We start from the raw sequence: 24,290 nt of genomic DNA on the forward strand, positions 1-24,290 counted from the left end.
CCCGGTGAGTTCCTGTGTGTTCTGCGCCATAGCCGACGGCAGCGGTCCGGCGACACGGGTGTACGAGGACGACGAGGTCGTGGCCTTCCTCGACATCCGACCGATCGCGCGCGGGCACACCCTCGTGATCCCCCGCGTGCACACCGCACGCCTCGAGGAGCTCGATCCGGCGTCGGGTGCGGCAGTCTTCCGTGCCGGACAACGGATCGCCCGGGCGATGGCCCGTTCCGAACTCGCCACCGACGGAACCAATCTCGTCCTGAACGACGGACGAGCAGCCTTCCAGACCGTCTTCCACACCCATCTGCACCTCCTGCCCCGCTGGAACGGCGATCGTGTCCGGATGGGTATCGGTCTGGTCCGCCGTCGCCCCCACGACCCCGAGACCACCGCGGCGATCATCCGCGCCGGTCTCGAACGTCTCACCGCCGAGGAGCACCAGTGACATCACAGCCCGACACCACCCCCGACACCTCCGCTGCCGAGTTCCCGATCGACACGATCCGGCCGCTGCTGCTCGAGCAGTTCGCCGTGCTCGACGACCTGCTGGCGGGACTGACCGAGGACGAGTGGACGACCGCCACCTGCCTGCCGGGATGGACCGTCAAGGACATCACTGCGCATCTCATCGGCACCGAGTCGATGCTCGCGGGCATCGAGGCTCCGCGCGTCGAACGCGACGTGCGCTCGTTCGACCACGTGCGCAACGACATCGCGGCCTTCAACGAGTTGTGGGTGGAGTCGTTGCGTCCCGTCCCCGGCGCGGACGTGCTCGAGCGGTACCGCGAGATCGTCGCCCTGCGCACGGAGCAACTCGGCGCGATGACCCAGGAGGACTTCGGGAAACAGTCGAACACTCCCGTCGGGCCGGCACCGTACGGGCGCTTCATGCGGATCCGCGTGTTCGACTGCTGGCTCCACGAACTCGACATCTGCGACGCGCTCGGCAGGACGGGCAGCGAGGGCGGCCCGCGTGCCGAACTCGGATCCGCGGAGGTCTTCGGTGCGGTTCCGTTCATCGTCGGCAAGCGCGGCAAGGCCCCCGAGGGAGCGCGCATCACGCTCGAACTCACCGGTCCCCTCGCGCGCACCATCCACATCGAGGTGCACGGACGGGCCACCGAGGTGCCGGCCCTGTCCGAACCGGTCACGACCACGATCGCGATGGACTCCGGGTTGTTCGTTCGGCTCGCCGGTGGACGCGTGCGCGCCGAGGACCGGATCGAGGAGATCTCCCTCGGCGGCGACACCGAGGTCGGACGCCGCATCGTCGACAACCTCGCGTTCACGATCTGACGTCGTGCGGCTGTTCCTGTCCTCCTACCGGTTCGGCACCGATCCGGACGCCTTCGTCCGGTTGACGACGCCGGGCCGGATCGCGGTGATCGCGAACGCCGCCGACGCGTGGCCCGCCTCGGCCCGCACGGCGGCGGTCACGAGCGAGATGGGCCCGCTGCGGTCGCTCGGCTTCGAACCGGAGGAGGTGGATCTACGTGATCACCTCGACGATCCCGACTCGCTCCGGCGGCGCCTGTCGGACTTCACGTCCGTGTGGGTGCGCGGCGGCAACACTTTCGTCCTGCGAGCGCAATTGGCCCGCAGCGGAGGCGATACCGTGCTCACGGATCTGGTGAGCGACAACCGTCTCGTGTACGGGGGCTACAGCGCCGGGGCCTGTGTCGCCACACCGTCGCTGCGCGGCATCGAGTTCTCCGACGACCCCGACGAGGTCGCCGCGACCTGCGGTGTCCCGGTGGTGTGGGACGGACTCGGCTGGGTCGAACACGCGATCGTGCCGCACGCCGGTGACTCGCTGCTGGCCGACGACGGGATACGGCAGACCCTGCGCTACCTGCGCGAGCACGACGTCGAACACGTGGCGTTGACCGACGACGACGCGATCGTCGTCGACACTCCTCCCGGTCACGCCCCGAGTACGGTGAGATCATGACGCAGAACATCGACGGCACCGAACCCCGGATCGAGCACGACGCCGACAAGGCCCGTTTCGCGCTCTATCTCGGCGACGACCTCGCGGCCTACGCCGACTACACGCAGCACGGCGACCTGCGGGACTTCGACCACACCGTCACCGACCCGCAGTTCCGCGGCAAGGGCCTCGCCGGGATCGTGGTGAAGCACGCCCTCGACGAGACCAGGAAGCAGGGACTGAAGATCGGTACGTCCTGCTCGTACGTCGAGAAGTTCGTCTCCGAACATCCCGAATACCGCAACTGATCCGTCACACCTGCACGTCGCGGCGGCGGAAACCGACGATCGCCGCTGCGACGAGCAGCACCGCCGCAACCGCCGGGACGATCAGCGGCATCACCGTCACCCCCTCTGCGGGCACCAGCGGGACATGCGAGAACGGCGACAGTGCGACGAGTTCGTCGGGGAGGTTCAGCATCTCGCCGAGCCACGCGACGAACACCATCCACACCACGAGCACCCACACGAGCCCGGTGGCACGCGGCACGCAGCCCAGCAGCGCGAACGCCACGGCGACCACGAGGATCGCAGCCGGCGCGTAGGCCAGGGACGCCGCGATCATCCGCGGCATCCACCCCCAGTCGCCCACCGCGAGCGCGACCCCCAGTCCGGTCGCAGCACCGGAGACGAGCAGCGCCACGACCAACTGGACGACGATCACGCCGAGTGCCGCGAACAGCCATGCGCTGCGCGCCGTTCCGGTGACGATCACGAGACCGGAACGTCCACCGTCCTCCTCGCTGCGCATCCGCATCACGCCGGACACACCGAAGGCGGTGGCGCCGAGAGCGAGGAACATCAGCATCATCCCGGAGAATGAGGCGGTGAGGGCGTCGGGGTCCACGCCGACCATGTCCAGCACCTGCGGCATCTCGTCAATGAGGTCCTCGACGGAGCTGGCGAGAGCGCCCATCGCGACGCCGAACAGGACCAGTCCCGTCAGCCAGCCCACGAAGGCTCCGCGCAGCAGGCGGCGGATCAGACCGACCGGACCGAGCAACGCGGAATTTGCCTCGGCGGGTCCGGGTTTCGGTGCCCGCAGTCCGGCTCCGAGGTCGCGGCGCCGCGACAGTGCGACGGCGACGGTGAGCAGCACGACCGTCGTGGCGACGGACAACAACAGCGGCCACCACCGCTCGTCGACGTAGAGCCGGGTCTGCTGGGCCCAGGCGATCGGCGAGAGCCACGACAGCCACGAGCCGGTCGACTCGATGATGTCGCCGGCGCCGCGGACGAAGAAGGCCGCAGCGAGCACTGCGAGCGCGGTACCCGTGGCCGAGCGGGAGTGTTCGCCGAACTGGGCGGTCACTGCCGCGACCGCACCGAAGAGCACCCCGGTGACGGCGGAGGCCACACCGAAGGCGACCGAGCCGACGACATCGAGCCCGCCTGCGATGAGCGCGACGGTGATACCGGTGCCCACGATGAGGTTCGCGACCGAGACCAGCATCAGGGCGGCCGCCGGCGGAGCATAGGCCCCGACGGGCAGCGCCCGCAGAAGTTCGAGCCGGCCGGATTCCTCCTGCGCCCGGGTGTGCCGCACGACGAGCAGGATGCTCATGATCGCGGTCGCGACGAAGACGGTCAGGCTCAGTTCGTTCGCGGTCATCGCCCCGAGCGTGTAGTTGTCGATCCCGTAGGCCGGGCCCGTCATGAGTACGGCAGCCGGATTCTCCAGCAGGGCAGCACGGGCCTGACGGGAGGCCTCGTCGGGATAGACCGCGGCCAGGCTGAGGACGGTCGACCACACCGTGAAGGCGAGCGCGAGGGTCCAGACGGTGATGCGCACGCGGTCCAGCCGCAGGTAGAGCCGCAGCAGGGTGCCGAGCCCGGTGAACGGTGCCGCGGACGTCGCGGAGGTACCGCTCGGGGTCGGTACAGCTGTCGGTGTCGTCGTGGTCATCGTGAGGACACCTCCTCCACCGCACCGGCGCCGTTCCCGTCACCGGTGTCGAAGGTGTCGCCGTAGTGCCGCATGAACAGCTCTTCGAGCGACGGGGGCGTGATGGTGAGGTTCTCGACGCCGAGTCCGGCGAGTTCCTGCAGGACCGGGGCGAGGGCGGTGTTGTCGACGTCGAACGCGAGCCGGCCGTCGTCGGCGTAGAGGTCGTGGACCCCGGAGAGCCCGCCCAGTCGCTCGGCAGGGGCACTCGTGGTGGCCCGCACGGACGAGCGCGTCAGGTGCCGCAACTGCGCGAGGGTGCCGGTCTCGACGTCGCGCCCGGCCCGGATGATCGTCACCGTGTCGCAGAGCTTCTCGACCTCGGCGAGGATGTGGCTGGACAACAGGACGGTCGCGCCGCGGTCGCGGAGCCCTCGCACCTCGTCGGTGAACACCGCCTCCATGAGCGGGTCGAGACCCGAGGTGGGTTCGTCGAGCAGGTAGAGCTCGGCGTCCGATGCGAGTGCGGCGACGAGTGCGACCTTCTGCCGGTTGCCCTTCGAATAGGTGCGGGCCTTCTTCGTCGGATCGAGTTCGAACCGCTCGAGGAGTTCGGCGCGACGACGCGTGCGGACCTCGCCCCCGCGGATGCGGGTGAGGACGTCGATGATCTCGCCACCGGTGAGGGTGGGCCACAGGTTCGTGTCGCCGGGCACGTACGCGAGCCGGCGGTGGATCGCGACGGCGTCGGTCCACGGGTCGAGTCCGAGGACGCGGACGGTGCCGGAATCGGCACGCAGCATTCCGAGCAGCACGCGGATCGCTGTGGACTTGCCGGCGCCGTTCGGTCCGAGGAATCCGGCGACGGTACCGCGTTCGACGGTCATCGAGAAGCCGTCGAGGGCTCTCGTGGTTCCGAATGTCTTGACGACGTCGCGGATTTCGATGATCTGGGTGTCCATCTTTCCTCCGTCAGGAGTCGGGGGGTGCCTTCCGTGCTGCCAGAAATGCCTCGAGGAGCGTCGAGTCCGTCAGCAACGGCTCGGTGTAGAGCTCGAGCATCGGCAGCATGAGGCGCTCGGTGTAGGAACGCAGCCTGGCAGGAAACGTCTCGAGATCGAGATACTCGTCCGGACCCGGAAGGTCCATGAGCACGGCGCCGACGCTGAACGAGATGAGGGCGCGTGCTCGTTCGGAGGGGAACCGGCTGGGCCGCACGGTTCCGGCAGCCACCGCCTCTTCGAGATATGCCTCGGTGTCGGCGACGAGTCGGTCGAGGAAGTCGGCGGCGGGTGCACCGCCGGCCCGGAGGGTGCGGAAGAGATAGGCGACCGTGGTCGCGTAGTTCTCGATGTGCTCCATCTGGTCGTTCAGCGCGGCCGGCCCGGCCTGCGGGTCGAGGACGGCACTCTTCGCCTGCCGGATCCCGTCGAGCACGTACCGGTCGCAGTGTTCCTTCAATCCGGCGCGGGATCCGAAGTGATGCACGATCAGCGAAGCGCTGACGCCGCACTCTGCGGCGATGGTGCGTAGTGGCACGCCGACGCCGTACGCGGCGATGCACCGGATCGCGGCGTCGCGGATCCGTGCACGGGTGGTGAGGTCTTCACCGGCGACGGTTGAACGCACGTTTCAAGCGTTGCACACGTGTTCAACCGGATCAACGCACGGAATGTGTCATCGAAGGGTGTACCGCCGGTACTTGCAGATGTGCTCGGCGCTTCGGGATGCGCTCAGGTGAAGGCCATGACCTGACTGCCCCAGACCCGGCGCATCTCGCCGTCCGGATCCGACTCGACCCTGTCCGTGGAGTCGATGAGCAGGGTCGAACGTTCCTCCACCTCGTACTGCGGCCAGTGCTTCGAGCCGTCCAGCGCCGCCGGCACGCCGTGGTGCGCGAACGCGAGCCAGCGCCGCTGCACACGCCCGGAGACCTCCCCGGCGGACCTGCGGCCGCCGAGCCAGAAGGTCGGATCCCGACCGAGGGTGCCGAAATTACCGAATACGTAAGGTAATTCGGTTGCGTGCCCGGCACCGATCCGCGCAGCCTTGAGCATCGGGGTGGCGTGGTCGAAGCGGTACACCCAGGTCGGCGAATGCGCGCTGTGCGCTTCGGCGACCCACAGCACCGGCATCCGGAAACCGGCATCGCGCGAGAGTGCCATCGCTCCGGCGGGTTTGGGCAGGTCGGGATACGCCGCGACGATCTCGGCAAGACGCTCGGGAGGCAGATCCGTCCGATCGTCGGCCAGCGCCTTGAACATCGCTTGCACGGCCGTATCGTTCACGGGCATCAACGGCGACTTCATGAAGCGGAAGATCGACGGCTCGTCCTTGTTCGAGCCGATGATCAGCGGGATCCGGTGCGACAGCCCCTTCTGGAAGGCAGCGACCGGATACTTCGGCACCAGGTCGCGATCGACGACCGGGGTCATGGCGAGCGTTCCCGGCACCTTCGTGGGGGTCTCGGCGACGAGCACTTCCGACGCCTCGACCAGTGTGTCGGTCGACATCGTGAGCAGTTCGGCGGCTCGGGACGGCGGTAGGTCGAGGATCTCGAGGAAGCGCTGCGCGACCGTCGCGGCACGTTCGCTGCCGTACACCGAGGTGGCGGGCGGCGACTGGGCGATCGCGCGATGGAAGAAGCCTTCGGCCTTCGGGACCGTCATGAGTGTGGTGACCGACCCCGCACCGGACGATTCCCCGAAGAGCGTGACGCAGTCCGGATCGCCCCCGAAGTCGGCGATGCAGTCGCGCACCCACTCGAGGGCGGCGATCTGGTCCCGGAGACCGACGTTGGATTCGAAGGTGGCATCGGGTGTGGAGAACGACGACAGATCGAGGAAACCGAGCGCACCGAGCCGGTAGTTGATCGTGACGACCACGACATCGCCGCTCTCGCACAGGATTCGGCCGTCGTAGATCTTCTGACCCGAGTATCCGATGATGTAGGCGCCCCCGTGGATCCAGACCATGACGGGGCGGCGGCGGCCGTCGGGCGGCGGCGCCCAGATGTTGAGCGAGAGACAGTCCTCGCTCAACGTCATCTCGGGTTCGATCCCGATCGGACTCTGCCGACTCTGCGGAGCGATCGGTCCGAATCGTGCGCCGTCGAGGACGCCGTCCCACGGTTCCGGTGGTAACGGCGACCGGAACCGCCGGGAACCGGTCGGGGCCGCGTACGGGATGCCCTTCCAGACGTAGACCCCGCCGTCGCGATATCCGCGGACCTCGCCGTATTTGCAGGCGACGGTGAGCGTGTCGTCCTCCACGTGGCCTCCCACCCCGGTCGGTACCGCCGTGCAGTACCGTTCACTTCGTTCGTCGACCTACCGATTCGATGATGGTGGATGCCGGGTCGGTTGTCAGCCGGCTGCGGAGAGAGGTTCGGGGGCCACACAGTCGACGAGATCGATCACGAGTGCGTCGAGTACGTCGCGCAGGTCGCCGCGCGCCGAGTCGGCGAGCGCCGGGAAGACGGTCGCGAGCGCGATGGGCACGAGCGAGGCCTTTCCGAGCAGGATCCCCATGGCCGCATCGAGCTTGACGACCTCGTCGTGCAGCCGGGCGTAGGTGGTGGTGTCCACGCCGTGCGCCACGGCGATCCGGTCGGGCTCGCATGCCGCGGCGTCCGCCACCATCCGGGGCAGGTTCTCCGCGGTGATCTCGTCGGCACTCATGCTTGCAACGTCGAATTTACGCAACATCTCGCCTTCGTTCGTCCCCCAGGAGCGACGCCGGGCCGCGCGCCGCAGTCGAAACATACAGTCAGTGTGGCCCGAAAAGTACGGAATGTGTAGAAGGTCCGGAAAACTTTTTGCACTGCCGGTACCTGACAGAAGGTACATCGCCGAGAACCCACCTTCACCCGGAATCATCACCCTGAGACCAGGACCACAACGATTGCTCCGCGAACCCTCGCGACCTGGATGAACGGGCGTATCCTCGTAAATCCGAAGTCCGTGCAGCCACCCCGACCGGGTCCGACCACGACTCCGGGCAGACCGAGGAGGTACCGGTCGTGAGCGTCGCCCACGCCGAGTTGCTCCCTCTGCCCGCGCACCGCGCCACGACGCGCGAGTTCGCGGGGGTGAGCACTCAGTCCCGTGCCCTGTCCTTCTCCGTGCGTCGTACCGTGCGGCCGTTCATCGAGGCGTGGTCGTACGCCCCGACTCTCCCCTGGCCGGCGTCGGCGATCGACCACCTCGCGTTCCCTCTCGTGCCGGTGCCCGGCACGCATCGTCGACGGGTCGATCTCCCGACGTGCCGGGCGGAACTGCTGTGGGCGCCCGGCGCCGCACCGCCGGTCGGCCGGCACGGCACGGCCGTCCTGTACCTGCACGGTGGCGCGTTCCTGTGCTGCGGCCTCACCACGCACCGCCATCTGGTCTCCCGCATCTCCGCCGCAACCGGCGCGCCGGTTCTGGCGGTCGGTTACCGCATGCTGCCCCGCCATCCGATCCGGCGCGCGGTCGAGGACGGGCTCGACGGATTGCGCTGGCTCGTGGCACACGGCTACCCGGTCGAGCGTGTCGTGATCGCCGGGGACTCCGCGGGTGGCTTCCTCACCTTCGCCGTCGCCCACGAAGCCGTACGCCTCGGCATCGGCCGTCCGGCCGGCACCGTCGCCCTGTCACCCCTCACCGATCTCGACCCGCGGGGCAAGCTCGACCATCCCAATTCGCACCGGTGCGCCGTCTTCCCACGACGCGCCGTCGGCGTCCTGTCGACCCTCGTCGATCGCGCCGAGCGCCTCGGTGGCGAAGGCGCCGAGCCGGTCGCCTCCCCCGTCGATCTCGACCTGTCCGAGATGCCTCCCGCACTCATCCAGACCGGATCCGAGGAGATGACCTACGTCGACGCCGAGCTGATGGCCCGGCGGCTGCAACTCGCCGGCGTCTCCACCGAACTCCAGGTGTGGGAGAAACAGGTGCACGTCTTCCAGGCCGCGGCGGGGATCGTCCCGGAGAGCGGCCGCGCGCTCGCCGAAATCGGCCGCTTCGTGCGTGAACTGCGGTGAGACCCGCCTCCCGACGCCATTGCCCTCGAGCCCGCCCCGGCGAGCACGGTCATATCGAGACCCGGATCGCATAGTCCGCCACGGCATCCGTGGTGCATTCGGGTGTTCCGGCCGGTACGACGACGGGCCACACGGACGGATCGGCCGACCGTCCTGCGGGGATGCGGGCCGGCAGGGTCCGGACGAGACGGATGATGGCGTCGATCATGCGTCGATGGTCGGGCACCTCCGGACGGATCGACACGGTTTCGTTCACCGGGATCGGAACACCTCGGCGGGCCGTCGCAGGCCGAGAACCGTGTGCTTGGGCAAGCCGTCGCTCGTGCGACCCAGCGGAGGAATGCCTGTCGGTGCCGGCGACTAGTCTTTCTCTCGGCTCGACCGCACAGAGAAGGGGGTCCGATCATGGCCGACGCGCAGACCCGGTTCGACCAGGACGTCGACGCGGCCTGGCGCGAGTTCCGCACGCGCCTGGCCGACCATGTCGCGGCCATGTGCGACGGCGACGGCCTGGTCCTCGAACCCTTCACCGACGAGGCCGGTGGCCCTGCCGGGCCGTGCGTGCAGTTCTACGCGTGGGGAGACCGGCTCGTCCGCTGCGAGGTCCCGTCCAACGCACACCTCGCCCCCGACCGGCACCTCACCCCGGTCGACGAGCAGATGCTCCTCGAACTCGGGCTGCAGGCGCCCTCCCGCGGACCGGACGATCCGGAGGACGGCGGATCCCCGGCGTTCTGGATCGATCGTCCTGGCAGCTGGGCCGATCAGCTCGCCGTCATCGCCGTGCGTGCACTTCGTTCGGTGTGGGGTGTTCCCCACCCCCTCTTCCTGCGGGCCGAGACGTTCGGAACGGAGCGCTCGGTCACCGAGCTCACCTCGTTCCTCGTGCCCGAGACACCCCAGGCGGACCGCACCCAGGCCCCGGAGGTCCCGCTCGCGGTCGTCCCCACCGGCGACGACCATGTGCGCGAACTGATCGAATCCACCCTGCACGAGCGGATCGACGATCTGCCCGCCTGGGACGAGGACGGCGATCTCGTCCTGCGGATCGCCGGAGTGCTGGTGTTCGTCGGTGTCGGCCCCGGAGGCGGCACCGTCGACCTGTTCGCACCGATCGTCCATTCCATCACCGGACGCACGCGGGCCGCCGAGATCTGCGTCGACCTCAACCGCCGGTGGCCGCACCTGAAGTTCGTGCTGGTCGACGACCGCCTCGCGATCGTCGACCGTGTTCCGGCCGCGCCGTTCGCCCCGGCGCACCTGCTCGGATCGCTCGAGACCATCACTCAGTTCCTCGACACCGTCGACAGTTCGTTCGCCACCCACATCGGTGGCTCGCTGCTGCGCGATCAGGGATTCGACGGGGCGACGGGCGGTGCGACCGATCCGCCCTGGGGCGACGTCTCGCAGTTACCCGACGCCGAGGACGATCTGCCGGTGGCCCTGCTCGCGGTGCGCGACTTCCATCTCGACGGCGCGACCGATGTCGCCGCGAGCACCGTCGCGGCGATCGGCGATCGCAATCCCGAACAGTTGCGGCGGTTCCTCACCATCAGCACCGAACTGCAGGTGTGGTGGGACGGCGAGTCGCAGACCCGCGAGGCAGCGCTCAACACCGACGGTGCTCGGGAGGCACGGGCTCGGGCACTCGAATGGGAGGCGACGAGCCGCTCGCTCGCGGAGGCCCTGCAGTTCCTCGAACAGGGCGAGGGCACCGACTCGGCCGGATCGCGCGCATCGAGATCGAGCGCCGGCCGTGAGGCGTCGCCCGAGCAGCCCGCACTGTTCGACAACCCCGACGAACCGACCCTCTTCGACGGCTTCGGTGATTACTCCTGAGCTGATCCCGCTCGGGACACGGCGCGACGGAGCGCGTCGACAGCGGCGTTGTCGAAGCCGACGAGTACGACGGTCTCCACATCCGTCTGCGTCTCCCGGATGGTGGTGACGGCCTGCAGGGCGGCGTCGTCGAGCGGCCAGCCGTAGACGCCGGCCGAGACGAGCGGGGACGACACCGTGCGGGCGCCGAGGTCCTGCGCGACGAGCAGACTGTTGCGGTACGCCGAACGCAGGATCCCGGATCGGTCCTCGTGCGCCGACCACACCGGGCCCACGGTGTGGATCACCCATCGCGCCGGGAGACGCCCCGCGGGAGTCGCCACCGCACGGCCCGGTTCGAGTCCGTCGGGTAGCGAGGTCGCGCGGAGTTCGCGGCAGGCCGCGAGGATCTCCGGGCCGCCCGCCCGGTGGATCGCACCGTCCACTCCTCCGCCCCCGAGCAGGGAGGAGTTCGCGGCGTTGACGATCGCATCCACCGCGATGGTGGTGATGTCGCCGTGCGCGATGTCGAGAGCGGTCACGCTGTCGACCATATGTTCCGCGCGCTGCCCCCGAGTCGTTTTGCTGGCATGATTCAGGACCGTGACGTCCTCGGCGAAGCTGCGCGAACTGGCCGGAAAGCACGGCATCACCACCACCTACACGGGATGGGGTGGACGCGACCACGATGTCTCCGACGAGACGTTGCGGCGCGTACTCGCCGCGCTCGACGTCCCGGCCGGGACGGACGACGAGGTCGTGGCATCGATCGCCGACTTCGACGACCGCCCGTGGCGCTGCATGCTCCCGCCCGCGCTCGTGGTCGTCGAGGGCGACGACCGGACGTTCCCGGTGCACGTGCCGCACGGCGACCCGGTGTCGGTGTGGGTCGTTGCCGAGGACGGGGCGGAGGTCGACGTCGAGCAGCTCGACGTGTGGGTGGACCCGCGGACCGTCGACGGCCGGCTCGTGGGCCGCGCGACCTTCGCCGTTCCTCGACTGCCCCTCGGCTGGCATGTCGTGCACGCCCGCAGCAACGACATCGAGACCACCGCGGTCCTGGTCGTGACCCCGCGCCGGTTGTCCACCGCCGACCGGCTGCTCGAGAAGAAGCGCTGGGGTCTTGCGGCCCAGATCTATTCGGTGCGCAGCCGCCGGTCGTGGGGCATCGGTGATTTCGCCGACCTGGCCGATCTGGCGGCGATCACGGCCGGTTACGGCGGCGACTTCGTCCTGATCAACCCCGTGCACGCGGCCGAGCCCGTGCCGCCGCACGAACCGTCGCCCTACCTGCCGTCGTCGCGGCGTTTCGTCGACCCGCTGTACCTGCGTATCGAGGACATCCCGGAGTTGGCCTACCTCCCCGCGAAACACCGCAAGGAACTCGACGAGCACGCGCAGCGCGCGGCGAAGGCGAACCGGAAGGCACGGCGTCTCGACCGGGATGCGACCTTCCGCGCGAAACTCGACGTCCTCGAGCGCGTGTACCGGGTGCCACTCGGCCCCGCTCGACGCGCACGGTACGAGGCGTTCTGCGCCGAGGGTGGGCAGGCGCTCGACGACTTCGCGCTGTGGTGCGCGCTGTACGAGAAGTTCGGCGACCGCGCCGACCGGTGGGCGTCGCGCGCCCCGAGCCCCGACGACCCGAAGGTCGCCCGGTTGCGCGAGCGACTGGCCTCGCGGATCGACTTCCACCGGTGGCTGCAGTGGTTGTGCGACGAGCAGCTCGCGAACGCCCAAACCGCTTCGCTCGCAGCCGGTTCCGATATCGGCATCGTGCACGACCTCGCGGTGGGTGTCGGCCCGCACGGCGCCGACGCCTGGACACTGGGCGACGCGCTGGCGTCGGGCGTCACGGTGGGCGCCCCCGCCGACGACTTCAACCGCAACGGTCAGAACTGGAATCAGCCGCCGTGGCGGCCGGATCGTCTTGCGGAGCTGGGATACATCCCCTTCCGCGATGTGGTGCGCTCGGCGTTGCGGCACGCGGGCGGTGTCCGGGCCGATCACATCCTGGGACTGTTCCGCACCTGGTGGGTGCCGGAGGGGATGTCGCCTGCCGACGGCGCGTACGTCCGCAGCGACCACGAGGCACTCGTCGGCATCCTGGCGCTCGAGGCGCATCGCGCCGGCGCCGTGGTCGTGGGTGAGGACCTCGGGGTCTTCGAGGAGTGGGTGCAGGAGTATCTTGCCGAGCGCGGCATCGCCGGGACGTCGATCCTGTGGTTCGAACGCGACGAGGACTCCCCGCGCGGGCCGGAGACCTACCGCCCCCTGTGCCTGACCTCGGTGACCACACACGACCTCGCGCCCACGGCGGGATATCTGGCGGGCGACCACATCCGGCTGCGGTCGGAGCTCGGTCTGCTCGAGGGCGACCTCGACGCCGAACTGACCGATGCGGCCGCCGAACGCGACTCCGTTCTGGCGCTCGCGGTCGAACGGGGTCTGCTCGACGAAGGCGAGACCGACGTCGATCGCCAGGTCGAGGCACTGCACCGGCTGATCGCGGCGAGTCCGTCTGCGCTGCTGGGTGTTTCGTTGGCGGATGCGACCGGTGAGCGACGCAGCCAGAACCAGCCGGGCACCGTCGACGAGTATCCGAACTGGCGGGTTCCGCTCGCCGATGCCCGCGGCAAGGTCGTGCTCGTCGAGGATCTCGTCGACCACGACGGATTCGCGAGACTGGCCCGTGCGGTCTCCGGAGACACCTCACCGGTGGAGTGACATCACACGAAGGCTGCGGCCGCCGATCCGGATGTCGGATCGGCGGCCGCGGCTCGAGTACGCACCCCTAGGGCATCACTTCGCGTACAGGGCGTCGATCTCGTGGGCGAAACGCTCGGTGACGACGTTGCGCTTGATCTTCAGCGTCGGGGTGAGCTCACCGGACTCCTCGGTGAGATCGCGGTCGAGGATGACGAACTTCTTGATCGCCTCGGTGTGCGAGACGAGGGTGTTGGCGTCGTCGACGATGGTCTGCACCGCGTCGCGTAGCGCGGGATCGTGGCGCAGGTCCGCGATCGTCGCGCCGGCGGGCTTTCCGTTCTCGGTCTTCCAGTTCTCGAAGACGTCCGAATCGACGGTCACCAGGGCTGTGACGAAGCTGCGTCCGTCGCCGACGACGACGGCCTGGGAGACGAGGGTGTGCGACCGCATGCGGTCCTCGATCGGCCCGGGCGAGACGTTCTTGCCGCCGGCGGTGATGATGAGGTCCTTCTTGCGCCCGGTGATGGACAGGTAGCCGTCCTCGTCGAGCGAGCCGAGGTCGCCGGTGCGGAACCAGCCGTCGTGGAACGCTCCCTCGGTGGCCTCGTCGTTGCGCCAGTAGCCGTCGAAGACGACCATGCCGCGCAGCTCGATCTCGCCGTCGTCCGCGATGCGCGCCGAGTTCCCGCCCATGGGACGTCCGACGGTGCCGATCTTCTGCGCGCCGGGCGTGTTCACGCTGTGTGCGGCCGTGGTCTCGGTGAGGCCGTAGCCCTCGTAGATCGGCACGCCGACGCCGCGGAAGAAGTGACCGAGGCGGGGGCTCAGGGCACCGCCGCCGGAGATCGCGTACCAGCACTCGTTGCCCATGGCCTCGCGCAGCTTGGAGTAGACCAGCTTGTCGGCGACGGCGCGCTTGGCCTTCAGCGTCAGGGTGGGGCCGCCCTGGTCGAGCGACTCGCTGTAGGCGATGGCGGTGCGCTCCGCGAAATCGAAGATCGCCGCCTTGACCGGTCCACCGGCCGCCGCCTTGCCCGCTGCCGCGTCGCGCACCTTCTCGAAGACGCGCGGCACACCGAGGATGATGTTCGGCGAGTACCGGGCGAACTGCGCGGAGACGGTCGAGAAGTCCGCCCAGTGGGCCTGCGCCGTGCCGGATTCGAAGAGCGCGAGCGACACCGCGCGCGCCAGCACGTGCGCGAGGGGCAGGAAGGTCAGGCCGCGGTTGCCGGGCTTGGCGACGATACCGACGTCCGAGGTGAGGATCGACCGGACCTCGGCGAGGAAGTTGCGGTGGGTGAGCATGCAGCCCTTGGGCCGCCCGGTGGTTCCCGAGGTGTAGACGAGGGAGGCCAGGCCGCTGGAACGGATTCCGGCCAGGCGCGTGGTGATCTCGGCGTCGTCGACGTCGGCGCCGTCGGCCGCGAGCGTGTTCACCGCGCCGTCCTCGATCTGCAGGATGCGACGGAGGGTGTCGGGCATGTCGACGAAGAGCTTCTCGTGCCGCGCGGTCTCGACGACGGCGAGGACGGCCTCGGAGTCCTGGAGGATCCAGCGGATCTGCTCGGTGGACGAGGAGTCGTAGATCGGTACCGACACCGCGCCGGCCGTCCAGATCGCGTAGTCGAACAGCGACCACTCGTAGCGGGTGGCCGAGAGCAGCGCGACACGATCACCGGGCTGCACACCGTTGGCGATCAGGCCCTTGGCGACGGCCTTCACCTGGTCGGCGAACTGCTGCGCGGTGACCGCGACCCAGTCGTCACCCTGCGGCCGGGAGTACATCACGCGGTGCGGAGTCTTCTCCGCATGGGTGAACACCGTGTGGACGACCGATTCGTCGTCACCGATGGTGAACGGGGCCGGGGTCGAGTACTCACGCACTGCAATCTCCATCGTTCTGGTCGGGAGTCCGGTCGTCGGAATCGATTCCTGCACGGAAGCGACGCAGGAGATCCACGAAGCGTTCGAGTTCGTCCTCGTCCCAGCCCTCGAGGCCGGCGCGGACGTCATCGAGACGACGCACGACCGCACCTTCGAGAACTGTCGCTCCGTGGTCGGTGAGCCGGAGAGGATGTCCGGCACGTGCCGGACCGGTCCCCGCCTCGACCCAGCCCGCATCGACGGCGTGACGCAGTTGGCGCGACACGGTCGAGCGGTGGACACCGAAGACCTCGGATATGTCGGTGGCGCGGCAGCCCGGATTTCGGGAGATGAAGCCGAGAAGCGAATGCTGGACCAGCGAGAGTCCGTTGTCCTGCGCTCGTGCTCCGGACGTCAGGAAGCGCACGAGAAGCACGAACTCCTCGTATACGCGGGCAACGCCGTCCGCGGACGGCCGCCGGGCCTGCCGATTGTGTTGCACAGGGCAACTATAAACGCGAGTGAGGCACGGCACGAATCCGCGCGGTGTCCTGCCGATTCCCGGTCTGTCTCTTCACAGCCCGTGCGCGCACCCGGTGAACTCGCCCACCCCGCTCGGCGTTCACCGGGCTAGCCTGTCTGTCCGTACGGCGTCAGCACTCGGGAGAAGAGGTCGGATGGGCGAACACATCGGTCGCGACCTGTTCCGTCATCTCGTCGCCGACGAAGCGGACGAGTACCTCGCGGTGATGGACTGCTTCACCGACCTCCTGCTCGCCGATCTGTCCACCGACGATATCGCGGTCTCGTGTGCGCGGCGCGGCGTGGCGCTCGACATCACGGTCGTCGCCGCCCGGTGCCGCAGCCTGGTCCGGTGGGGCAATCTCGCGCTCACGAGCGGCGGAACCGGCGGCGGTGGCACCGGCGGCGGTTCCCACCGGCGGAGCGCCCCCGAGACCGCCTCGACCGAGAGCCTCGCCCGGTACCGGCCGACACCCGCCGGGCTGCGGGTGCACCGCGAGACCGGCAGGCTCCTCTCCACCTCCGACGACGTGCGCGGCGTGGCACGCGAGTCGCTCCGGTGTGTCGCGGACGGACTCGCCCGAATCGAGGAGCTGCTGGTGGACGACGGGAGCGTGCTCGACCGGGACGAACTGGCCGCCCACGTCACCGCCCTGTTCTCGCACCACCGGTCGTTCACCGACAGCGTCGCCGACTTCTATGCGCACCTCGCCGAGATCCTGAGGCGTCTCGAGCACTCCGGCCGTCTCGGACACTCCTCCGAGCACGAACGCGCCGGGGTGGTCGACGACTACGCCGAGACCAAGAACCTGCTCCTCGACTACGTCGACGTCATCGGTTCGGACGTCGAGCGTCTCGCCCCTCTCGTCGCCGGCAGGCTCGACCGGATCAGGCCGCGTCTGGACTCCCTGATCGCCGCGTTGCGCGAGTCCGGCCTGCCGAACACCGTGCCTACCAACACAGTGCCTACCAACACAGTGCCCGGCCGGTCGCCCGGTCGCAGTCGCACCGACTGGAACGAACTGGCGCAGTGGTACGCCGAGGACGCCGGCCCGCGCCGCATGCGCGAGGCAGCGGCGGCGGCGCTGAACCGGCTGCTCGTGCGCACTCGGCGGATCACCACGAGCACGTCGGGCTTCTCGCACCGCGCAGATCTCCTGCGCCTGGCCCGGTGGTTCACCGAATCGTCCGACGAACAGGCCCACCGGTTGTTCGCCGCGACCTTCGGTGCCTTCCCGAGCCGGCACCTGCTGCTCGGCCCCGACGATACCGACCCGCGAGTGGGTGCGGGCACGTCGTGGTGGCGGGCCGATCCCGTCGTCGTGCCCGTGTCGTTGCGCGAACGCGGCGACCACACGTCTCGCGGGGCCGTCGGCCGACTCCCCGATTCGCTGCCCGGCCGGGTCCGGGCCGACGAACTCGCCCGGCGCGAGTCGCGCCGCCGCTCCGACGCCGTCGCCGAACTGGGTGCGGCGGGCGACCTGCACGGAGCGGACCTGTCGACGGAGGCGCGCGACATCCTGCTCGACGTCCTCGCCGCTGCGCTCGCGGGCCACCGCACCACCGACGGTCCGATGCATGTGGACGATCCCGATCTCGGGTTGTCGCTGACGGCGGAGCCCGGCGCCGACACCGTGGTGCACTCCCCCGACGGCGATCTCACCGTGCACGGCTTCTCGCTGCGCATGTCGGTCACGACATCGCTCGACCACAGTGCGGTGGCGCCGTGAGCACCTCGTACGCGAGCGCGGTGTCCGGGGACGTCTCCGGTCGGCGGGACGCCGCACGGGCGCTGCTGCAACAGCCGATCGTCACCGCCGCGACCGATCGGGAGACCTTCGGCCTCGTTCGGTGTCACGCCCCGGCCCTGAAGTCGATGTTCGCCGACCGCCTCGGATACCGGCTCGTCGTCGAACCGACCTTCGCCCGCCTGATCAAGGCACCGCTCGGTCCCACGTCACCGCACCGCACTCTCCGCCACGCCGACGGTTCCGAGTTCGGCGCGATCACCTATGCGTGTCTCGCGCTGGTGTGCGCGGCACTGATCGAACCCGGGACCGGCGAGAGGGTGTCCGTCGACGACCTGCTCGAGCAGGTACGCGCCGACGCGCGCGAGACCGGGATCGTGTTCGGCGACCCGGTGTCCGAGGAGCGGAACTTCGCCGCGGCCCTGCGCGTCCTCGAGGAATGGGGCGTGATCACCGAGTCCGCCCGCGGGGACGAGGCGAGTGGCGACGAGGCGACCGGCGACGGGCCGCATCTCGACGTCCACCGCGACCTGCTCCCCCACCTGCTCGACACTCCCCTGCACGGGATGCCCGGTCCCGCAGCGGCACTCGCACGTCACGAGCACGAACCCGCCGCCCGCCGCCTGTACCGCAGGCTCGTCGAGGATCCGTTCGTCGCGCGTGACGAACTGGACGACGAGGCGGCGGCAATCCTCGCCCGCGACCGGCACGAGCTCGCCCGGATGCTGGAGGACGACTTCGGTCTCGTACTCGAGGTGCGTGCCGAGGGTGCGCTCGCGTACGACCCGGCCGGCATGCTCACCGACGAGGCGTTCCCGGGGTCCGGCACCCTGAAACACGCCTGCCTGCTGCTCCTGACCGAACTCACCGAGCGGTTCGGTGCCTCGGCGGCGACCACGCTGCACGTCGACGTCCACACGCTCGACTCGGTTCTCGCCGACCTCGCCGCCGCACGTTCCCGCACCTGGAAGAGCATCTACGTCCGCGATCTCGCCCTCCTGCGCCGGGACGTGGTTGCACTGCTCGTCCGGCTCGGGCTGGCGCGCCCGCACGAGAACGGACTCGAACTGACCGCACCCGCCGCCCGCTACCGCCCCGTCCCCGCCGAAAGCAAGTGTCGATGACCCACTCGTCCGATCCCTCCGCCCTCGACGAGATTCCTCCACCCCGTTTCCCGGATCGCTGGCGTCTCCACCGCGCCGGCATCGTGAACGTCTGGCACTACCTGGACGTCGAGTTCGTCCTGTCCGGTGGGCGGATGATCCTGCGCGGCACCAACGGATCGGGGAAATCCCGCGCCCTCGAGATGTTGCTGCCCTTCCTGCTCGACGCCGACCGCAGGCGCATGGACGCGACGGGCGCCGCGAAGGTCGATCTGGACGAACTCATGCGCACCGGGGCATCGGACACCACCGACCGTGTCGGATATCTGTGGCTCGAACTGGCGCGCCCCGGCGGACATCTCACCGTCGGAGCACAGATCCGGCACCGCGCCGACGCCCGTCGCAGCGACGTGCACTTCTTCACGACACCCCTCCGTGTCGGCACCGACCTGCACCTCGTCGACGACGCCCGTATCCCGCTCTCGCGGGAGCGACTCGCCGAGCTCGTCGGTACCGACACCCTCACCCGTGATCCGGAGCGGCATCGCGAGGCCGTGCGGAGGCTGGTGTTCGGGCTGCACGGGGAGACCGGACGCGAACGCTACGACGGCCTGCTGCAACTGCTGCACACCCTGCGCTCACCCGATGTCGGCCACCGCATCGACGAGGGCCGCCTCCCACAGATCCTGTCGGACGCGCTTCCACCGCTGACCGAGAACATGCTCGCCGAAGCGGGAGGCCGTCTCGACCTGCTCGGTGACACCCGCCAGGAGCAGGTCCGTCTCGAAGCGGCGCACGCACATGTTCTGCGTTTCCACGAGGTGTACCGGAAGTACGCGGCGGATCTGCTGCGCGCCGACGCCGAGACCGCCCGCGACCTCGCGCAGCGGGTCATCGAGACGCGACGCGCACTCACCTCCGCGGAAGCCGAGGCGGCCGACCTCGACACGCAGGCCGCCGCGGCGGACACCCGCCTGAAGGAGCGCCGCGACCAGGTCGCCGAACTCGACCGCGCGATCCGCGGACTCGAGACCCACCAGATGTTCCGGTCCGCGGACGATCTCGCGCAGCGCCGGCTCTCCGTCGATGCGCTCCGCCGCGCCGCTGAGCACGCGGCCGCTGCCGCCGATCGCAACCGCCTGCACGAACGGCGCGACGCCGACCATGCGGCCCGCGCCCTCGACGAACTGTCCTGTTCGGTCACGCGTGCCGCGCGACGGCTTGCGACGGCAGGCCGCGACCTGCTGTCGGTGGGTCTTCCGCACGACACCGTGCCGACCACGCTGCACTTCTCCGTCGACCGTCCACCCGCTGTGCTCGAATCCGTGCGCACCGGCATCGACGACACCACCGAGCAGGTGGTGCGGCCGGTCGTCGCGACGGTCCTCCTCGACGCCGGACACGTCGACGAGGTCCGTGATGCGGTCCTGCGTGCCGCGGAGGCGATCCGTCGCCGTCGAGATCAGGCGGGCCGGAGACTGCTCGAGGCGCGTCGTCTCGACGCTGCCGCGCACGCGGTCCGGGAAGCCGAGGCGGCGGCCGACCGCGCGGCCCGCGATGCCGAGCAGCGTGCCGTCGATGCCGCCGAGACGGATGCCGGTGTCGGTGCGGCCGCCGCGGGTCTGCAGCACCGGTGGCGCGAGTGGATCACCGCCGACCGCACGACGGCTCTGCTGCCGGAACTCGAGCGGGATCGGGTCGTCCTGATGCGCGGACTGTCCACGCGACTCGACGCACTGATCGACTCCTCCCCCGCCGACCCCACCGAGACGGACTCCGAGGGCGTCGACCTCGATTCGACGCTCGCCGAGTTGGATTCGCTGCCCGCCGCTGCCGCTCGGTCCGCTCTGAGCGACCTCGCCGGCGCGCCGGCCGAGCGCGAGCGCCGGGAACGTGAGGCGCGGACCGCGCGCGAGGATCTCGTCCGGGAACAGGCGGCACTCGACGCGATCGGTGAGGGACCCGAACAGGCACCCTGGCACGTGCGCACCGACGGTGTCCCCCTGTGGCGGGCGGTCGAGTTCGTCGACACGCTCGGGGACGACGACCGTGCCGGGATCGAGGCTGCGTTGCTCTCCGCGGGTTTCCTCACCGCCACGGTCGACGGCGAGGGTCGCTTGCGTGCGCTGGGCGGCCAGGTCCTCGTCTCGCCGCGCGGCGAACCACCGGCGCAGTCCCTGTCGACGGTCCTGCGCCCGGACCCCGAGGCCGACGTGCCGCGCCCGGCGATCGAGGCGGTCCTCAACACGATCGGATTCGAGGACGCCACCGCCGTGGCTTCGGTCTCGCGGGACGGCCGCTGGCACAACGGCGTTCTGCGTGGGCGCCACACCGCCGAGACCCCGCACTGCATCGGCAGGCCTGCCCGGGAGGCCGCGACCGCGGCACGGCGGGTGCGTCTCGACGAGATCCGCGCCGAACTCACCCGGATCGACCTGGCGGTGGAACAGCTGCGCGTCGACTATCCCGACGCGGCGCACCGGCGGGCGGAGATCGACGCGCACCTGTCGACCGCGCCGACCTCGCACGCCCTGCGCGCCGCGCTCGAACGACGTCGGCACGCGTACGCGCATGTGCGGTCCGCGGCGAACACCGCGGTGGAACTGCGCGAGCGGGCGACGACGCTGCGTGCTCGCTGGACCGCCGAGCTCGACGCCCACCGCACGGCGTGCGAGCACTTCGGCGTGCCCTGCGACGTTCCAGAACTGGAGGCGCTGGTCGCCGGATGTGCGTCCGCCGACACGCTGTGCACCGAGCTGGCACGCGATCTCGGTGACGTCCTCGCCGCCCACGCCAGGTTCACGGATGCCACCGAGCGGTATGCGCAGGCCACTGTCGAACGGGTCGACGCGGAGGAGATCGCCGAATCGTGCCGCTACGAATGGCACGCGAAGGCCGCCGTGGTCGCGGCGCAAACGGCGGCCGTCGACGTCGACTCCGCCGACCTGGCGCAGGAACTGCGCGACTCGGAGGCCGAACGGGCCCGCGCCGACGAACAGTTCCGGCGCACGGTCGCCCATCGCGACCACCTGGGCCGTGCCGTCGCCGAGGTGCTGCAGCGATGTGCTGCCGCACGCGAACGGCTCGACCGCGACCGTCGCGAACTCGCCGCGGCCGCCGAACTGCTCGCCGCTCACCTGCAGCTGCCCGAACTGCGCGCCGCACTCGAGGAGGATCCGGAGTCGGACTCCGCCTCTGCCCGGACGGTTCTGCCTCCCGTTCAGCTCGAGGATCCGGATCACGTGCTCTCGGTGGCCCGCACCCTGCTTGCCGCGTTGCCGCCGCGCACGGGAGTCGACGACAACGCGATGCTCGTCGCGCTGCAGCAGTTCGACCGCGACCTCACGGCCCGGTTCGACATCGAGCACACGGTGACGCACGGCGCCCATCGCGTCCGGATCACCGGGGCGGGCGACGACACCACGCCCACGGGTGTCTCGGCCACCCTGACCCGGCAGGTCGAGGACGGCCGGCGGGCACTGTCGCAACGCGAGCACGACGTATTCACGGGATTCGTGCTCGGCGGTGTGGCCGACGAACTGCGCCGGCGGATCGAGCGGGCACGACAGGTGATCGCCGCGATGAACGACAGTCTCGCCGACAGCCGCACGACGCACGGGATCGGCGTGAGGATCGAGTGGCGCCCCGGTGGCGAGGACACCGACGCGGCGCGACTGACGCAGCTGCTCACCGCCACCGAACGGTCACCCGAGGATGCGTCCGACCTGGTCGGGATGCTGCGGCGCCGGGTGGAATCCGCTCACACCGCCGATCCGTCCGCCGGCTACGCGCAGCACCTGTCGCAGGCACTGGACTACCGGCGCTGGCACGAGGTCGAGGTGACCATCCTCGGTCCCGAACCGGACCGGGAGAGGCGGATCTCCGCGCGCGCCAAGATATCCCAGGGTGAGACCCGGTTCGTGTCGTACGTGGCACTGTTTGCGGCGGCGGACGGTTATCTCTCCGGCTTGCCCGACACCGGCACCGCACTGCGGCTCGTACTGCTCGACGACGCATTCGCCAAGATCGACGACCCGACGATCGGTGAACTCATGGGCCTGCTCGTGCGGCAGGACATCGACTTCGTCATGACCGGGCACGCACTGTGGGGTTGTGTGCCCGAGGTGCCCGAACTCGACGTCTACGAAGTCCGGCGACTCGCCGACGGTGCGGCCGTGACGACCCGCGTGCACTGGGACGGCCGCGTGCGGCGACTCCGACCACTCACCGAGCTGTCGACGTGACCGAGCCGGAGACATGACCGGGTTTCGGAGATGACTGTGGCGGGCGCGACAGGGATCGCGCCCGCAACAATTGGGTCTTTCCGAGGCGCCCGGATCAGGCCACGCGGCGCAGCAGCGCGGCGAGTGCCTGTCCGCCACCGATGCACATGGTGACGACGCCGAGTTCGAGATCGCGGCGGATCAGGTCCTTGGCGACGCGCAGCGTCAGGATCGCGCCGGTCGCGCCGACCGGGTGGCCCAGGGCGATCGCACCGCCGTAGGGGTTGGTCTTCTCCGGGTCGAGCTTGGCGTCGCGCGCCACCGCGAGGGCCTGCGAGGCGAATGCCTCGTTGAGCTCGACGGTGTCGATGTCGGCCGGCGTCAGGCCGTTCTGCTCGAACAGCTTCACCAGCGCGAGGGTCGGGGCGTAGCCCATCAGCTCGGGCTCCATCGCCGCGGTGACCACCGACTCGAGTACGACGGAGGCACCGAGGCCGCGTTCGCGGGCGACCGACTCGCGGGCCAGGACGAGCGCAGCAGCGCCGTCGTTGATGCCGGAGGCGTTACCGGCGGTGACGGTGCCGTCCTTGATGAACGCCGAACGCAGCTTGCCGAGCACCTCGAGGGTGGTGTCGGGCTTGGGGTGCTCGTCCTCGGTGACGGTGACAGGCTTGCGGCCACCGATCTCGACCGGGGTGATCTCCTCGGCGAAGGCGGCCTTCGCGGCGTCGGTGGCGGCGCGGCGCTGCGATTCGAGGGCGAACTCGTCCTGCTGCTCGCGGCTGACGCCGTACTCGCGGGCGACGTTCTCGGCCGTGACACCCATGTGCTGTCCGCTGAACGGGTCGGTGAGCATGCCGACGGTGCCGTCGACGAGCTCGCGGTTGCCGAGCTTGTAGCCGTTGCGGGCACCGAAGTCGTAGAACGGCATGCGCGACATGCTCTCGTCGCCACCTGCGACGGTGATCTCCGCGGCACCCCACCGGATCTCCTGGGCCGCGGACCACACGGCCTGCAGACCCGAGCCGCACAGGCGGTTGACGGTCAGGGCCGGGGTGGAGACGGGAAGTCCGGCGGCGAGGGTGACACGACGGGCGTTGTAGGCGTCGGCACCGACCTGACCGATGCAGCCCATGACGACCTCGTCGATGTCCTCACCTGCGACACCCGAGCGCTGCAGCGCCTCGCGTACGGCGGTGGCGCCGAGTTCGTGCGCGGGTACGTCCTTGAGTGCGCCGCCGAAGCTGCCGACGGGGGTGCGTGCGCCGTCGACGATGACGATGCGTTCCGGAGCGGTCATTTCTCGTCCAATCTGGTCGAACACCTGGGGTCCACGCGCCGGCACCGCCGAGCGCACGGATCTTCGGGAAGGCGTCCTCCCGAAGCGTCTGACTCGATGCTACGGCACCG

Annotated in this window: 20 protein-coding genes; 10 read left to right on the top strand and 10 right to left on the bottom strand. The window is 69.8% G+C overall.

What is annotated here, in order from left to right; translation table 11 throughout:
* The first annotated feature begins 4 nt into the window (after positions 1-4).
* The 4 genes from ACWPOC_RS07070 to ACWPOC_RS07085 are packed head-to-tail and all read left to right on the top strand — an operon-like array spanning position 5 to position 2,238.
* On the top strand, positions 5-445 hold the full coding sequence (locus ACWPOC_RS07070) for an HIT family protein (RefSeq protein WP_059383670.1): 441 nt from the start codon (positions 5-7) through the stop codon (positions 443-445).
* The gene (locus ACWPOC_RS07075; RefSeq protein WP_145707235.1) at positions 442-1,296 is read left to right on the top strand and encodes a maleylpyruvate isomerase family mycothiol-dependent enzyme; all 855 of its coding nucleotides are present in this window, start codon (positions 442-444) and stop codon (positions 1,294-1,296) included. The genes ACWPOC_RS07070 and ACWPOC_RS07075 overlap by 4 nt, the downstream gene beginning before the upstream one ends.
* 4 nt (positions 1,297-1,300) lie before the next feature.
* The gene (locus ACWPOC_RS07080) at positions 1,301-1,951 is read left to right on the top strand and encodes a Type 1 glutamine amidotransferase-like domain-containing protein (RefSeq protein ID WP_455408269.1); all 651 of its coding nucleotides are present in this window, start codon (positions 1,301-1,303) and stop codon (positions 1,949-1,951) included.
* The gene (locus ACWPOC_RS07085) at positions 1,948-2,238 is read left to right on the top strand and encodes a GNAT family N-acetyltransferase (protein WP_059383667.1); all 291 of its coding nucleotides are present in this window, start codon (positions 1,948-1,950) and stop codon (positions 2,236-2,238) included. The genes ACWPOC_RS07080 and ACWPOC_RS07085 overlap by 4 nt, the downstream gene beginning before the upstream one ends.
* Positions 2,239-2,242: 4 nt before the next feature.
* On the opposite strand, the gene ACWPOC_RS07090 is transcribed toward ACWPOC_RS07085, so the two are convergent.
* The 5 genes from ACWPOC_RS07090 to ACWPOC_RS07110 form a co-directional block, all read right to left on the bottom strand.
* On the bottom strand, positions 2,243-3,895 hold the full coding sequence (locus tag ACWPOC_RS07090; RefSeq protein ID WP_059383666.1) for an ABC transporter permease: 1,653 nt from the start codon (positions 3,893-3,895) through the stop codon (positions 2,243-2,245).
* Entirely contained in the window at positions 3,892-4,836 is a 945-nt protein-coding gene (locus tag ACWPOC_RS07095; RefSeq protein WP_059383665.1) for an ABC transporter ATP-binding protein, read from the bottom strand. The genes ACWPOC_RS07090 and ACWPOC_RS07095 overlap by 4 nt, the downstream gene beginning before the upstream one ends.
* Positions 4,837-4,846: 10 nt before the next feature.
* Positions 4,847-5,503 carry a TetR/AcrR family transcriptional regulator gene (locus ACWPOC_RS07100; RefSeq protein WP_059383664.1) on the bottom strand — a complete coding sequence of 219 codons (657 nt, stop codon included), beginning with the start codon at positions 5,501-5,503 and terminating at the stop codon, positions 4,847-4,849.
* Between the two features lie 104 nt (positions 5,504-5,607).
* The gene (locus ACWPOC_RS07105; RefSeq protein WP_059383663.1) at positions 5,608-7,146 is read right to left on the bottom strand and encodes a carboxylesterase/lipase family protein; all 1,539 of its coding nucleotides are present in this window, start codon (positions 7,144-7,146) and stop codon (positions 5,608-5,610) included.
* A gap of 93 nt (positions 7,147-7,239) precedes the next feature.
* Entirely contained in the window at positions 7,240-7,554 is a 315-nt protein-coding gene (locus tag ACWPOC_RS07110) for a non-ribosomal peptide synthetase (protein ID WP_225623759.1), read from the bottom strand.
* A 341-nt stretch (positions 7,555-7,895) separates the two neighbouring features.
* On the opposite strand from ACWPOC_RS07110, the gene ACWPOC_RS07115 reads away from it, so the two are divergent.
* On the top strand, positions 7,896-8,894 hold the full coding sequence (locus tag ACWPOC_RS07115) for an alpha/beta hydrolase (RefSeq protein ID WP_455408270.1): 999 nt from the start codon (positions 7,896-7,898) through the stop codon (positions 8,892-8,894).
* A 49-nt stretch (positions 8,895-8,943) separates the two neighbouring features.
* On the opposite strand, the gene ACWPOC_RS07120 is transcribed toward ACWPOC_RS07115, so the two are convergent.
* On the bottom strand, positions 8,944-9,150 hold the full coding sequence (locus ACWPOC_RS07120) for a hypothetical protein (protein ID WP_202400096.1): 207 nt from the start codon (positions 9,148-9,150) through the stop codon (positions 8,944-8,946).
* 149 nt (positions 9,151-9,299) lie between these two features.
* On the opposite strand from ACWPOC_RS07120, the gene ACWPOC_RS07125 reads away from it, so the two are divergent.
* The gene (locus tag ACWPOC_RS07125; RefSeq protein WP_268655481.1) at positions 9,300-10,733 is read left to right on the top strand and encodes a T3SS (YopN, CesT) and YbjN peptide-binding chaperone 1; all 1,434 of its coding nucleotides are present in this window, start codon (positions 9,300-9,302) and stop codon (positions 10,731-10,733) included.
* On the opposite strand, the gene ACWPOC_RS07130 is transcribed toward ACWPOC_RS07125, so the two are convergent.
* On the bottom strand, positions 10,724-11,254 hold the full coding sequence (locus ACWPOC_RS07130) for an O-acetyl-ADP-ribose deacetylase (protein WP_159418730.1): 531 nt from the start codon (positions 11,252-11,254) through the stop codon (positions 10,724-10,726). The two genes, ACWPOC_RS07125 and ACWPOC_RS07130, sit on opposite strands and share 10 nt — an antisense overlap.
* 61 nt (positions 11,255-11,315) lie before the next feature.
* On the opposite strand from ACWPOC_RS07130, the gene malQ reads away from it, so the two are divergent.
* Positions 11,316-13,439 (top strand): 4-alpha-glucanotransferase, encoded by a 2,124-nt coding sequence (gene malQ, locus ACWPOC_RS07135; protein ID WP_159418731.1) that lies wholly within the window; start codon positions 11,316-11,318, stop codon positions 13,437-13,439.
* A 75-nt stretch (positions 13,440-13,514) separates the two neighbouring features.
* Here malQ and ACWPOC_RS07140 read toward each other — a convergent pair whose 3' ends face one another.
* A complete protein-coding gene (locus ACWPOC_RS07140) occupies positions 13,515-15,305 on the bottom strand; it encodes an AMP-dependent synthetase/ligase (protein ID WP_268655479.1) in 1,791 nt (596 codons plus the stop codon).
* Positions 15,298-15,786, bottom strand: a complete 489-nt coding sequence (locus tag ACWPOC_RS07145; RefSeq protein ID WP_120282064.1) for a MarR family winged helix-turn-helix transcriptional regulator — start codon at positions 15,784-15,786, stop codon at positions 15,298-15,300. Before ACWPOC_RS07145 ends, ACWPOC_RS07140 begins: the two co-directional genes overlap by 8 nt.
* Before the next feature lie 175 nt (positions 15,787-15,961).
* Between ACWPOC_RS07145 and ACWPOC_RS07150 the strand changes: the two genes are divergently transcribed.
* Genes ACWPOC_RS07150 through ACWPOC_RS07160 form a run of 3 tightly spaced genes read left to right on the top strand, consistent with a single transcriptional unit; the run spans position 15,962 to position 22,901 of the window.
* Positions 15,962-17,536: a DUF2397 domain-containing protein gene (locus ACWPOC_RS07150; RefSeq protein WP_455408271.1), complete on the top strand. Its 1,575-nt coding sequence runs from the start codon at positions 15,962-15,964 to the stop codon at positions 17,534-17,536.
* On the top strand, positions 17,533-18,678 hold the full coding sequence (locus ACWPOC_RS07155; protein ID WP_455408272.1) for a TIGR02678 family protein: 1,146 nt from the start codon (positions 17,533-17,535) through the stop codon (positions 18,676-18,678). Before ACWPOC_RS07150 ends, ACWPOC_RS07155 begins: the two co-directional genes overlap by 4 nt.
* Positions 18,675-22,901 carry a TIGR02680 family protein gene (locus ACWPOC_RS07160; protein ID WP_455408273.1) on the top strand — a complete coding sequence of 1,409 codons (4,227 nt, stop codon included), beginning with the start codon at positions 18,675-18,677 and terminating at the stop codon, positions 22,899-22,901. The genes ACWPOC_RS07155 and ACWPOC_RS07160 overlap by 4 nt, the downstream gene beginning before the upstream one ends.
* A gap of 94 nt (positions 22,902-22,995) precedes the next feature.
* On the opposite strand, the gene ACWPOC_RS07165 is transcribed toward ACWPOC_RS07160, so the two are convergent.
* Complete coding sequence (locus ACWPOC_RS07165; protein WP_455408274.1) at positions 22,996-24,180, bottom strand: thiolase family protein; 1,185 nt, start codon at positions 24,178-24,180, stop codon at positions 22,996-22,998.
* Between the last annotated feature and the right edge of the window lie 110 nt (positions 24,181-24,290).

The organism is Rhodococcus sp. 5G237 (genome assembly GCF_053764735.1).